This is a genomic window from Microbacterium plantarum (assembly GCF_035231185.1).
GTDB classification, from domain to species: Bacteria; Actinomycetota; Actinomycetes; order Actinomycetales; family Microbacteriaceae; genus Microbacterium; species Microbacterium plantarum.
On sequence record NZ_CP141117.1, the window covers coordinates 921128 to 933952 of the forward strand.

The following is a 12825-nucleotide window of genomic DNA, read 5'->3' on the forward strand; positions in this document are numbered from 1 at the left end:
GCGCACCACCGATCCGTGAACAGCCGGTGAACGCCACGCGCGATTAGCACATCGAGATGACGTGGCGCGTCACCGGGCGGACACCTCGCGGGGAGGGATCGTTCACTCCGTGATCGTGCGCGGTCCCTACGGTCGGCGGCATCCCTCTTGCACCGAAGGTGGCTTGTCATGCCCGCTGAGCGCCCACGCGCCCGTTTCCTGACCATCGCGACGACGGCGACGCTCGCCGCCGGAGCCCTCTCGCTCGCGCTCGCGGCGCCCGCGCTCGCATCGCCCACCGCTCTCGTGCCGACGGCGGCCGACGCGGCATCCGGCGCGCTCATCGTCACCGAGATCGCCCCCGACAACGTCGGGGTCGACGACTACGAGTTCTTCGAGGTCCACAACCGCGGCGCGACCGACCTCGATCTGGCGGCGGCGGGCTTCTCGTTCGCCTACACGTACGTCGACGGTGCCGACCGGGCCCGCGACGTGCCGCTCACCGTGGCCGATCCGGTCGTGGTCCCCGCCGGCGGAACCGTGGTCTTCTGGCTGAGCTACACCGCGGGGAGCGTGGATTCCTTCGCGCACTCGATCGACGAGTTCCGCGCTCACTGGGGCGCCGACGACGGCACCCCCGTCGTACGCGTGACGGGGCAGGCCGGCATGGCCAACAGCGCGCCGCGCGGCATCCGCATCCTCCAGAACGACGAGACCGTCGGATGGTCGACCTACGGGCGCACCGCGACGGCAGCCGGGCAATCGGCGCACTTCCGCCTGCCCGCTGAGCGCGTCGACGGCGGCACGGACATCCTCGCCGAGCCGGCCCCGGCCACCCCGGGCGTCGTGGCGCCCGAGGCCATCACCCCGCCCGCGGGAGAGGAGCCCGGGGGACAACCCGGTTTCGACCCGAAGCCCGACCCGAGCGTCGTCACCGCGCCGCTGCAGATCACCGAGCTGCTGCCGGACTCGGCGAACGTCGCGGGCTCCGACGCCTTCGAGTTCATCGAGGTCTACAACGCCTCGAGCGATCCGATCGACTTCTCCGACTACACGATCGATTACCTCTACCCCGTCGAGGGCTCGTCGAGCGTCTGGCCGGCTGTTCCCGGTGACGTCGTGATCCCGGCCGGCGAGACGCTCGTGCTGTGGATCAAGAACGGCGCCAACGACGCCCTGACCGCCGCCGACTTCAACGACCACTTCGGCTCGCGGCTCGTCGCGGGGGAGAGCCTCGTCGAGATCTCTTCGGCCGGGATGGCGAACGGCTCGCCTCGGGGCGTCGCGATCGAGACCAACAGCGGCCGTCACGTCAGCACCGCGCTGTACAACCTCGACGGCGCCGATGACACCGTCGCCGACCAGGGGATCCGTTACACCGTCGGAGCGGATGTCGCGACGCAGCGGATCGTCGACCTCGCCCCGGCATCGCCGGGTGCCGTGCAGCCAGACCAGGTTCCCGGCGGTCTCATGATCGTTGCGCCCGACACGCAGGCGCCGACGATCGTCGACGGCACCGCCGCCGAGATCCAGCCGGGCACCGACTTCGCCATCACCGCGACCGTGACCGACGACGTCCTGGCGCGGACCGTGACACTGCAGCTCGCCAACGACGTCGACCCCGCTCCGGCGCGCATCAACCTCCTCGACGCCGGCGACGGCTCGGTGACGTTCGTGGTCAACGCCGCCGACCTCATCGGCAAGAGCTGGTACGAGTACACGATCACCGCGAGCGACGGCACGAACTCCACCTCGACGTCGATCCGTCGCGTTCCGGTGGCCGGGGTCGACACCAACCCGGTCCGACTCAACCTCGAGGACGGCCGGTTCGTTTCGGGAACGACCGAGATCGTCGCCGCGGGCGACGCGTACCCGAGCCCGATCGAGCTGACGATCGACGGCGCGGCCGTGGAGACCACCCCCACCCTGGAGGACCAGCCGCGCTTCGTCTTCGACACGACGAACGTCAACTACTACTTCAAGAACGGCGTGCGCATCGGCGACGACGTCCTCAACATCTTCGAGATCGGCACGCAGGGGTGGGAGACCATCGTGACCCCGGTGCCGGTCGAGTACGTCGTCCGCGGTAACGAGCTCGTCGTGAGCGTATGGGCCGGTACCAAGAAGGCGCCCGAGATCGACCTCGCCGAGAACAACGACGACTTCGAGATCCGGGGTCTGCGCCTGGTCCTGCCCGACGGGCGGACGCTCACGCCCATCGGGTACGACGATCCCGCGGCGGTCCTGCGGATGGGAGACAGCGTCACCGACACGGGGGCGGCCACCGGCAAGCTCGACTACTACGAGGCGCGCTTCGCGCTGCCCGACGATGCGTTCGCCGCTCTCTCGGCCTCGTGGGACACGACCGCCCGCGCCGACGGTGCCGCCGTCGTGGCGGCCACCGACGGCGAGACGACCCTCTCGCGGACGGTGACGGTCGACAACACCGCTCCCGTCGTCACCTCGCAGATCGTCGACGGCACCGCCTATCAGGGGCCCATCGTCATCGACGCCGAGGTCGCCGACGCGGGATCGGGCGTCGCGAGCACCGTCGCCCGGCTCGACGGCGTCGAGATCGCGCTGCCTCACGAGACGTCGTCCGTCGACCTCGCGGCCGGGGATCACCGCGTCGAGATCACCGCGACCGACCACGTGGGGAACACCGACACGTGGACGGCCGCCTTCACGACCTATGAGGAGCAGCCGAGCGCCGGTGTCCTCGCCCCGGCCGAAGGGGCCGAGGTCGCAGTGGGCGATGTGACCCTGCAGGCGAAGGTCGAGGACCCGACGGGCGACGTACTCGACGTGAGCTTCCTCGAGGGGCGCCGGCTCGATCTGTCCGACGGCGACGTCAGCGCGCAGTCCGGCACCGTGCAGGACGCTCGGGCGGTCGACCGCGCCGAGGCCGAGCAGCTGACGGCCGACGAGCTGCGCACCCTCGCCGCCGTCGACGGCGTCTCGGAGGAGATCACGAGCGACCGGGCGTTCCCGTACCAGTCGTTCGACGTCGCGGTCACCGATGCCGACGCCGGCTCGGACGTCCGCTCGACGTGGTCGGGTCACGCCGACGCGGGGGCGACGGTCATCCTCTACGTCCAGCGAGCCGACGGGTCGGGTTGGGACGAGGTCGATCGCCACGTGAGCGCGGCCGATGACGAGTCGTTCTCGCTCGACGCCGTCGTCGCGGTCGACGACTACGCCTTCGCCGCGTCGGACGGCGCGGGCCGGGTGGTGCGGATGCTCGTCCAGCACTCGGAGGGCTTCGCGGGCGCGGACCGCTCCGACCGGACGACTCCGGTCACGCCGCACAACGTCGCCGATGTGCCGCGCAGCGACTACGACTTCACTCTGGCCTGGGAGTCCGACACGCAGTACTACAACGAGAACACCATGCCGGGTGAGCCCTACCGCCACCAGCAGGCGATCCACTCGTACCTGCTCGATCGGCGCGACGAGCTGAACCTGCAGTACCTCTTCCACACCGGCGACATCATCGACGACTACGACGTGATGGAGCAGTGGGAGCGGGCCGACCCCGAGTACCGCCGCCTCGACGAGGCCGGGCTGCCGTACGGCGTGCTGGCCGGCAACCACGATGTGGGCCACCACCTCGAGGACTACTCGAACTACGGTGCGTACTTCGGCGCGGACCGCTATGCCGGCAACCCCTGGTACGGCGGCAGCTTCGAGGACAACCGCGGTCACTACGACCTCATCTCGGCGGGCGGCATCGACTTCCTGATGCTCTACACCGGGTGGCTTCCCGGTGACGCCTCGATCGCCTGGATGAATGAGGTGCTCGCGCAGTACCCCGACCGCGTCGCGATCATCGCGCAGCACGAGTTCATCCTCACCACGGGCGGGCTCGGGGCGATCCCGCAGCGGGTGATGGACGCGGTCGTCGCGACGAACCCGAACGTCCGCATGGTCTTCTCGGGTCACTACCACGACGCGTTCCTGCGCGAGGACGGATTCGACGACGACGGTGACGGCGCCCTGGACCGCACGGTGTACTCGATGCTGTTCGACTATCAGGGTCTCCCGGAGGGCGGTCTCGGGTTCCTGCGTCTCCTGCACTTCGACAACGAGGGCCGGCAGATGCTCGTGCGCACCTACTCGCCCTCGCTCGACGTGTACAACTCCGACGAGCCGAGCTTGCTCGGCCCGGCGGGGGCGGGCGACTACTCGCAGCAGGAGTTCGCGCTCACGTACGACCAGCTGCGCATCGAGCCCGGCACGCGAACGCTCGGCACCGACGCCTTCTCGGCGGAGGTTCTGGGGGACACCGAGATCGCGACGTTCTCGGACGTCGCGAGCGGCTCGATCCTCTCGGCCGCATGGCCGCTCGCGGAGGAGGGTGAGCGGGGGTGGTACGTGCGCACGAGCGATCCGTTCGGCGCCGTCGACGACTCGCGGGTGTCGCTGTTCACGGTCATCGCCGCGGCCGAGCCCGAGAACCCCGGGGACGGCTCGGGCGGAGGGTCGGACCCGGGCGCGGGCGGCGGCACGGGCGGCGGCGACACCGGCGGTGGCGCGGGTAATGCTCCGTCCGGCGGCACCGGCGCGGCCGACCCCGAGGCGGCGGGCGCGGGTGACGGGACCGGCTCACGTCGCGATCTCGCTGCGACCGGCGGGGAAGCCTCGACGACCGCCACTGTGACCGGGATCGCTCTCGTGCTCCTGGTGGGCGGTGCGCTTCTCACGGCGATCCGCCGGCGCGCGCATCGTCGCGGACGGGTCTGAACCGCACCCAGCGGCTCAGTCGGCGGTCGGGTCCTCGGACCCGACCGCCACGTTCCATTCGGGCAGGGGGTCGGGCAGCCGTCGCCAGGCCATCGGGCCCGCCGACAGCTCGGCGTCGTCGAGCACGGCGGCATCCAGGACGTGCCGCACAGCGGCGGTGTTGAGGTCGATGCCCGTCAGGGCGATGTCCTGGCCGACGTCGTCCAGCCCGTGACCCGCCTCGGTCGGATCGATCCACATGGCCGAACCCGCCTGCTCCCATCGGGCTGGGGTGGCGGCTCGCGTCGCGAGACAGCAGACTCCGACCGATCGCACAACGAGTCCGCACGAGCCGGAATCGAGCAGATCGAGAGCCAGCACGAGCCTGCCGGGGTGGAACGGGCGCAACTGCTCGTAGCGCATCGTGGCGACGCGCCGATCGGTGAGGAACGGATCGTGCTCGCCGTTGAGGGCACGCGTCCATCCGGCGCGGTCGCCCGCGTCCCGCAGGGGGAGGGTGGTGCCGAAACCGAGCGCGGAGAGGTCGTCGACGACGCCGCGGCTGAGCCGGATGCGGGCGGTCGGCGCCAGGTGCGACGCGAGCGCCATGAGGATCGAGAGGTCGGCCGTCGGCATCCGTTCCCAGTTGACGATCACGACGGCGCTCGCCGCCTCGATCAGCTGCGCCGCCAACCGCGCGCGTGCGCCGACGTCGGCTCGCCCGTCTCCGTGCGGGACGGCCCGACGCAGCGGCGCCTCGTCGCGCAGGTCGTCGATCGCGTGGCGGGCATCGAGCACGCAGAGCGACGGCATGCCGTGCACGGTGGCGTGGACGTGAGCGGGGTCGGCGTCGCTGGCGAGATCGACGACGCGGAGGGAGCGGTGGCGCCCGGCGATGACGCACAGACGGGCGTAACGACGGCGTTCGGCGCTGCAGACGCCGGTGACGGCGAGGTGAGTGGTCACGGTGTTCTCTCCGGCTCGAGTTGTGGCGATCGATCCTCCACCGTACCTTGTTGTTGATAACAGTTCTCAATAGGAGGTCATCGTGAAGGTTCGCGCATCCATCAAGTCGCTGAAGAACCAGCCCGGCGCGCAGGTCGTGCGCCGCCGTGGCCGCGTGTACGTCATCAACAAGCTCAACCCGCGCTTCAAGGGGCGCCAGGGCTGAGGCGCGGCCCGATGACACGTGCCGTCGATCCGCGCAACATATGCCCTCCGGCTGGGCCGCACGATTAGCGTGAGCGGCATGAGCACTCCCGCTGAGCGAGCCCAGACCCTGTCCGCCCTCCATGCCGCCCCCGAGATCCTGCGGGTGGTGAACGTGTGGGACGTCGTGTCGGCCGAGGCCATCCTGGCTCTGCCGGAGACCCGTGCGATCGCTACGGCCGGTCACTCGATCGCGGCATCCTTCGGATACGAGGACGGCACCGACATCCCGCTCGAGATCGTGCTCGACATGGTGGGCCGCATCGTCGCGGTGGCGGGCGACGTCCCGGTGTCGGCCGACCTCGACGCGGGCTTCGGCGACCCCGGTGAGACGACGCGCCGGGCCATCGGCGTGGGCATCGTGGGTGCGAACGTCGAAGACCGCCTGCAGCCGCTGGCGGACTCGGTCCGCGCGGTCGAGGCCATCGTCCGGGCGGGGGAGGCCGAGGGCGTCCGGTTCGCCCTCAATGCCCGCACCGACGCCTTCGTGCGCGCGGGCGACCGGTCGACCGAGGAGTCGATCGCCGACGCGATCGAGCGCGGTCGCGCGTATCTCGACGCCGGCGCCGACCTGGTGTTCGTCCCGGGCATCCTCGACGCCGACATCACCCGGCGCCTCGTGGAGGGTCTGGGTGAGCGCAAGCTCAGCGTCATCGGGCTTCCCGGTGCGCTGACCGCGGCGGAGTACGAGGATCTCGGCGTCGCCCGCATCTCCTACGGCCCGACGACACAGCGGGTCGCTCTGACGGCGCTGCAGGATGTCGCCCAGCAGCTGTACGCCAACGGGGTCATCCCGCCGTCCACGCGTCCCTTGAACTGAGGCCCGCAGAGCCGGCGCGCACCGCCCCCGAGGTGGGTGCGCGCCGGTATGCCGCGGCTCAGGCCAGCGCGGCGCGAAGCCCGTCGGCGAACGACGTCGTCGGTCGCTCGATGAGGCGCGAGAGGGTGTGGTCGTCCACGTCGAGAACGCCGTCGCGGATGCCGGTGTCGATCCCGGCGACGAACTGCGCGGTGCCGGCGTCGAGTCCGGCGCTCTCGAGGGCGGCGACATGGTCGTCCGTCGAGACGCGGGCGTACGTCACGTCGCGACCGAGCACCTCGGAGGCCGCGGCGGCGATCGCGTCGTACCCGATACGGGTGTCTCCGGCGAACTCGTATGTTTCGCCGAGGTGGCCGTCCTCGAGGAGGACGACGGCCGCGCCCTCGGCGAAGTCTGCGCGCGAGGCCGGCGCGATCCGGCCGTCGCCGACGGATGCCGCGATGACACCGTTCTCGGCGGCGCGCTGGACGTCGGGCACGTAGTTCTCGATGTACCAGTTGTTGCGCACCACGACGGCAGGAACGCCGCTGGCCGCGATGGCCTCCTCGGTCGCCTTGTGCTCGGCGCCGAGGGCCCACTCGGAGGTCGTCGCCTTCGGGGCGCTGGTGTAGACGAGCTTAGAGACGCCTGCCGCGGCGGCAGCGTCGATGACGTTCTTGTGGCCCGCGAAGCGCCTGCCCGGCTCGGACGCCGAGATCAGCAGGACGCTGTCGACGTTCGCGAGCGCTTCGCGCAGCGAGGCCGGGTCGTCGTAGTCGACGCGGGCGGTGCGCACCCCGCGGTCCGCCAGATCGGCGATCTTCGCGACGTCGCGCGCTCCCACGACGACGGTGTCAGGGGCGGCGCCGCGGGCGAGCAGGGCGTCGACGACGAGGCGGCCGAGCTGTCCGCTCGCTCCGGTGATGAGGATGGTCATCGGTGATCCTTTCGATCGGGTGATGCTCGGGTGAACCGTTTCGGGGCGGGCAAACATTCCAGACGATGGGTACCCACTTTTCGGTAAGCTACCTACATGGCAGTGAGTTTCGCGCAGATCCGGGCGACATCCGATCAAGTGTTCACGGAGAACTGCCCGACGCGAGTCGTACTCGACCACGTCATGAGCAAATGGGGTGTGCTCGTCCTGATGGCTCTGACCGACGGCACCGCCCGATGGGGTGAGCTGCGTCGCTCGGTCACGGGCATCAGCGAGAAGATGCTCGCCTCGACGCTGCGAACGCTCGAATCCGACGGCATCGTCAACCGCACCGCGTACCCCGAGGTCCCGCCCCGCGTCGAGTACTCGCTGACCGAACGTGGCGACGAGCTGATGGAGCGGATGATGCCTCTCATGGAGTGGATCGCGGCGCACGCGGACGAGATCGTCGACCGCGGCGAGTGAGGCTGGGTATTCCATGCGAACCCTGTCGTCCGTGGCGGTAACGATATATCGTCAGGTATCGCTAACGTATCGACGACCGGGAGGTCAGCATGAGCGGAACATTCCCCACCGGCGGTTTCGGCGGCCGTGACAACATCTTCGGAGGTCGCGGCGGATTCAACGTCTCCGATCTCGGAAACAACGTGTTCGAAGCGTTCGACCAGTTGAAGTCGACCTTCGAGCAGAAGGTGAACACCCGGGTCGGACGCGGCGACGTCCGCGCCGCCGTGCTCGCCCTCCTCGCCGAGCAGCCCATGCACGGCTACCAGATCATCCACGAGATCGAGGAGCGCAGCGGCGGGTCCTGGAAGCCCAGCGCCGGCTCGGTGTACCCGACCCTCCAGCTGCTCGCCGACGAGGGCCTCGTCAGCGCCCAGGAGTCCAACGGACGCAAGACTTACTCCCTCACCGAGGCCGGCCGCGCAGCGGCGGGCGAGGCGGGCGAGAAGTCGGCGCCGTGGGAGGGCACGAGCCGCGACCACAGCCGCGTGACGGCACTGCCCAAGGCAGGCGTCGAGCTCGCGCAGGCCGCCGCCCAGGTCGGCCGCAGCGGATCACCCGAGCAGGTCCAGCAGGCCGTCGAGATCCTCGACGACGCGCGTCGCAAGCTGTACGCCCTGCTCGCGCAGGCCTGACGCGGGTGGCCTCGGCCGACTCGCATCGCGTCGCATCACCCGGCATCCCCTCGGTGCCGGGTGATGCGCGCGCGCGTTCGCGCTACCGCCGCATCCTGCGGTTCGCCGCGCGCGCACTCGTGCAGACGTGGTGGTTCGAGATCGTCCTGCCCCGCTTCGGCCTGGAGCGCCTCGCCGAACGGGGTCGGACCGCGCGACTGCGCCGACTGGCCCGTCGTTTCCATGCGCTCGCGGTCGAGCTCGGCGGGCTCATGATCAAGGTCGGGCAGTTCATGTCGTCCCGGCTCGACGTCCTGCCTCCCGAGATCACGACCGAGCTCGCCGGCCTGCAGGACGAGGTGCCGCCGGTGCCCTTCGACCAGATCCGCGCGGCCGCGGAGGCGGAGCTGGGGATGCCGCTGCGCGACGCCTACGCGTCGTTCGACGAACAGCCGGTGGCCGCGGCATCCCTCGGTCAGGCGCATCGCGCCCGGCTGACGCCGGAGCAGGCCGCCGACGCGGGGTTCACCGATGTCATCGTGAAGGTGCAGCGCCCCGGCATCCAGACGATCGTCGACGTCGACCTGGCTGCGCTGCGACGTATCGCCCGATGGCTCCGCCGCATCCGCCTCGTCTCGCGCCGCGCGGACATGCCCGCGCTCGTCGAGGAGTTCGCCGTCACGAGCCTCGAGGAGATCGACTACCGGCACGAGGCGGCCAATGCCGAACGCTTTCGGGAGAAGTTCGCCGACAACCCCCGGGTCGCCGTTCCCGAGATCGCCTGGGAGCGCTCGACGTCGCGGGTCCTGACGCTCGCCGACGTCACCGCGATCAAGGTCACCGACGTCGACGGTCTCCGGGCCGCGGGCATCGATCCTCACGAGGTGGCGAGCGTGTTCGCCTCCGTGATGTTCGACCAGTTCTTCGGGTTCGGGTTCTTCCACGCCGACCCGCACCCGGGGAACGTCTTCGTCACGCCGGTGCCGCCCGACCAGGGCCGCGACGACCGGCCCGACTGGCTGCTGACGTTCATCGACTTCGGGATGATGGGCGAGATATCGCCCTCGACGCGGGAGGCGCTGCGCACGGTGCTCGTCGCGGCCGCGGCTCGCGACGGCCGCGGGCTCGTTGCCGGGATGTCGCAGGTGGGCGCGCTGCTGCCCTCGGCCGACGTCCGCGAGCTCGAGCGCGCCATGACGCAGCTGTTCGCACGCTTCGGCGGCATGGGCTTCGCGGAGCTGAAGGAGGTCGATCCGCGCGAGTTCCGCGACTTTGCGGGGGAGTTCGGCGAGCTCGCCCGCGCGTTGCCCTTCCAGCTGCCGGAGAACTTCCTGCTCGTCATCCGGGCCGCCTCGCTCACGTCGGGTGTGTGCACCTCGATCGACCCCGCTTTCAACCTCTGGGACGCGGTGGAGCCGTACGCGGCTCGGCTGCTCCGCGAGGAACGCGGAGATCTCATGCGCGACATGGCGCGGCGTGCCATGGGCCTCGCCGACGTCACGATGCGCCTGCCGCAGCGGCTCGACGGGCTCATCACGCATCTCGAGGACGGGAACCTCGGGTTCGACAGCGGCAGGCTCGAACGGCGCATGTCGCGCCTGGAACGACTGGGACGACGCGCGGTCTCGGGGATCCTCTTCGCGGGACTGCTGGTCGGGGGAGTGCTCCTGCGCCCCGACGACGAGACCCTCGGAACGGTACTCATGGGGCTGTCGGCGCTGCCGTTGCTGCACGTCCTGTTGGCGGGCGTGTTCGGCCGCCGCGACTGACGGCTCGGTAGCCTGAGGTCATGCCCCTCGAGACGCCTGCAACCGGTGCGCGCGAACAGCTCGCCGCGCTCGCGGCGCGTGCCGCACGGCCCGGGTTCGCCGGGGGCGGGCTGCTCGATGGGTCCGAGGCCGCGCCGGGCACCCGTGCCGCCGCCGTGCTCGTGCTCTTCGGCATCCTCGACGACCGTCCGAGCGATCGCGCGCCCGAAGCCGCTCTCTCGCGTGATCTCGATGTCCTGCTGCTCGCCCGCGCGGCCACGCTCCGGTCGCATCCGGGACAGGTGGCGCTGCCGGGCGGACGGGTGGATCCCGGTGACGAGGACGTCGTCGCCGCGGCGCTGCGCGAGGCGCGGGAGGAGACGGGCCTCGACACCGCCGGGGTGGAAGTGCTCGGCCCGCTTCCGCCGCTGCCGCTGGAGTACTCCCGCCACCTCGTCACGCCCGTGCTCGCCTGGTGGCGCCGCCCGTCACCCGTTCGCGTCGTCGACGTCGCGGAGTCGGCGGCGGTGTTCCGAGCGCCGGTGGCCGACCTGCTCGCGCCGGCGAACCGCGGTGTCACGGTGCTGCGCCGCGACGGCGCCGAATGGCGGGGGCCGGGCTTCGTCGTGCGTCAGGATGCCGGAGAGTTCCTCGTCTGGGGTTTCACGGCGATGCTGCTGGACGGCCTGTTCACCGAACTCGGGTGGACCGAGGACTGGGATCTCGACCGAGAGCTGCCGCTCCCGCCGCAGTGATGGCGCCGGTAGCGAGCGTCGAGGAACAGACTGGCGATGAACGGCACCGTCGGATCCCCGAAGCCGGCGAATGCCGCGGCGAGCGTGAACGCCGGTGCGATCTCCTCCTGTGGGGGGAGGTGGCCGAAGTCGCGCGACGCCAAGCTGGATGCGTGAGTTCCCCCATCGATACCCCTTCGACCCGCTCGTCCGCTCGCGCCTCCCGACGGCGCCCGGCTGCCGTGGCCATCGCTGCTGCGATCGCCGCGGTCCTCGTGGGCTGCGCGGCCGACCCCGCACCCGACGAAGCAACGGCCTCGTCTGCCGCTTCGGTGGACATTCCCGCCACCGCGGTCGGCGAGCAGGTCCGCTGGGTGATGGACGAGATCAACGGCGACGAGACCACCGATGCCGGCGACATCGAGACGCACTTCGATGACGCGGCGCTCGAGCAGCTGCCGCCCGCCGAGCTGCAGAAGGTGTTCACGCAGATGCAGGCCGCGGCCCCGTGGTCGGCGGTGGCTTACGACGGCGTCGAGACCCAGGCCCGCGTCACCATCGAGTCCGAGCAGGTGACGTACGACATGTCGATCTCGGTGACCCCCGACGCTCGCATCGCGATGCTCCTCTTCGCCCCGCCGCAGCCGGAGCGGACTCCCGCGGCCTCGTGGGATGAGCTCACGCAACAGATCGACGAGGCCGCCTTCACTGTCGGCGTTCAGGTCCGCGAGGTCGACGGCGAGGTGCTCTACGAGGGCGGCGATCAGGCGGCCGGACCCATCGGATCCGTCTTCAAGCTGTGGGTGCTCGGAGCCGTCGTCGACGCCGTCGCGGCCGGCCGGCTCACCTGGGATGACGAGCTGGTCGTCGACGCCGAAGTGCGGAGCCTCCCCAGCGGCGAGCTGCAGGACCGTCCCGACGGCACGAAGGTGACCGTGCTCGAGGCCGCGGAGAAGATGATCGCGATCAGCGACAACACCGCGACCGACATGCTCATCCGTGCCGTCGGGCGCGATGCCGTCGAATCGGCGATGGTCTCGATGGGGCATGCAGACCCGGGCGCGAACACGCCGTTCCTCACCACGCGCGAGCTCTTCTGGCTCCTGTTCGGCGACCCCGACCTCCGCGCAGTGTGGGGTGGAGCGGGTGACGATCCCGAGGCGCGTCGCTCCGTCATCGAGCGGCTCCCCGCGGGTGTGCCCGACCTCTCCGCCGCATCCGCGGCGACTCCGGGATGGCGCGACGGCGCCGACTGGTTCGCGACCCCCGACGATCTGGCCGCGGCGCACGAGGCGCTGCAGGAGCGGGCGCGAACCGAGGCGGGAGCGCCGGTCCGCGACATCCTGTCGGCCAATCCCGGTCTCGCGTTCGGGGACGAGTGGACGTTCGTCGCGTTCAAGGGCGGCAGCTCGGTCGGGGTGCTCGCCGGATCGTGGTACCTCGAACGCGAGGGCGCCGCGCCGGTCGTCATCACGGTGCTCGCGCGCGCCGACGACGCCACCACGCTCGCGAGCCCTGCCGTGGCGCTCGGATGGGCGCAGGACGCAGCCGCGATCCTCACCGGCCCGTAGCCTGGAAC

General features: G+C 70.8%; 10 protein-coding genes. 8 read left to right on the forward strand and 2 right to left on the reverse strand.

All coding sequences use genetic code 11. The annotated features are described in order from the left end of the window. Positions 1 to 168: 168 nt before the first annotated feature. Positions 169 to 4722 carry a lamin tail domain-containing protein gene (locus tag VC184_RS04380; protein ID WP_323987384.1) on the forward strand — a complete coding sequence of 1518 codons (4554 nt, stop codon included), beginning with the start codon at positions 169 to 171 and terminating at the stop codon, positions 4720 to 4722. Between the two features lie 15 nt (positions 4723 to 4737). Here VC184_RS04380 and VC184_RS04385 read toward each other — a convergent pair whose 3' ends face one another. Next, the gene (locus VC184_RS04385; RefSeq protein WP_323987386.1) at positions 4738 to 5667 is read right to left on the reverse strand and encodes a GTP-binding protein; all 930 of its coding nucleotides are present in this window, start codon (positions 5665 to 5667) and stop codon (positions 4738 to 4740) included. Between the two features lie 82 nt (positions 5668 to 5749). Between VC184_RS04385 and ykgO the strand changes: the two genes are divergently transcribed. Both ykgO and VC184_RS04395 read left to right on the forward strand, forming a co-directional pair. Continuing rightward, positions 5750 to 5872, forward strand: a complete 123-nt coding sequence (gene ykgO / locus VC184_RS04390) for a type B 50S ribosomal protein L36 (RefSeq protein WP_023951906.1) — start codon at positions 5750 to 5752, stop codon at positions 5870 to 5872. A gap of 78 nt (positions 5873 to 5950) precedes the next feature. Further along, positions 5951 to 6730 carry an isocitrate lyase/PEP mutase family protein gene (locus tag VC184_RS04395; RefSeq protein ID WP_323987388.1) on the forward strand — a complete coding sequence of 260 codons (780 nt, stop codon included), beginning with the start codon at positions 5951 to 5953 and terminating at the stop codon, positions 6728 to 6730. Between the two features lie 58 nt (positions 6731 to 6788). Here the strand turns inward: VC184_RS04395 and VC184_RS04400 are convergent, their stop codons facing one another. Then, on the reverse strand, positions 6789 to 7646 hold the full coding sequence (locus VC184_RS04400) for an SDR family oxidoreductase (RefSeq protein ID WP_323987389.1): 858 nt from the start codon (positions 7644 to 7646) through the stop codon (positions 6789 to 6791). A 96-nt stretch (positions 7647 to 7742) separates the two neighbouring features. On the opposite strand from VC184_RS04400, the gene VC184_RS04405 reads away from it, so the two are divergent. The 5 genes from VC184_RS04405 (at position 7743) to VC184_RS04425 (ending at position 12817) form a co-directional block, all read left to right on the forward strand. Beyond that, positions 7743 to 8111, forward strand: a complete 369-nt coding sequence (locus tag VC184_RS04405) for a winged helix-turn-helix transcriptional regulator (RefSeq protein ID WP_274177505.1) — start codon at positions 7743 to 7745, stop codon at positions 8109 to 8111. Positions 8112 to 8200: 89 nt separating this feature from the next. Further along, positions 8201 to 8785 carry a PadR family transcriptional regulator gene (locus VC184_RS04410; RefSeq protein WP_112613635.1) on the forward strand — a complete coding sequence of 195 codons (585 nt, stop codon included), beginning with the start codon at positions 8201 to 8203 and terminating at the stop codon, positions 8783 to 8785. A 5-nt stretch (positions 8786 to 8790) separates the two neighbouring features. Next, positions 8791 to 10533 carry an ABC1 kinase family protein gene (locus tag VC184_RS04415; protein WP_407667128.1) on the forward strand — a complete coding sequence of 581 codons (1743 nt, stop codon included), beginning with the start codon at positions 8791 to 8793 and terminating at the stop codon, positions 10531 to 10533. A gap of 20 nt (positions 10534 to 10553) precedes the next feature. After that, positions 10554 to 11267, forward strand: coding sequence for an NUDIX hydrolase (locus VC184_RS04420; RefSeq protein WP_323987390.1), 714 nt, complete (start codon positions 10554 to 10556; stop codon positions 11265 to 11267). Positions 11268 to 11419: 152 nt separating this feature from the next. After that, positions 11420 to 12817, forward strand: a complete 1398-nt coding sequence (locus VC184_RS04425) for a serine hydrolase (RefSeq protein ID WP_323987391.1) — start codon at positions 11420 to 11422, stop codon at positions 12815 to 12817. The last annotated feature ends 8 nt before the right edge of the window (positions 12818 to 12825 follow it).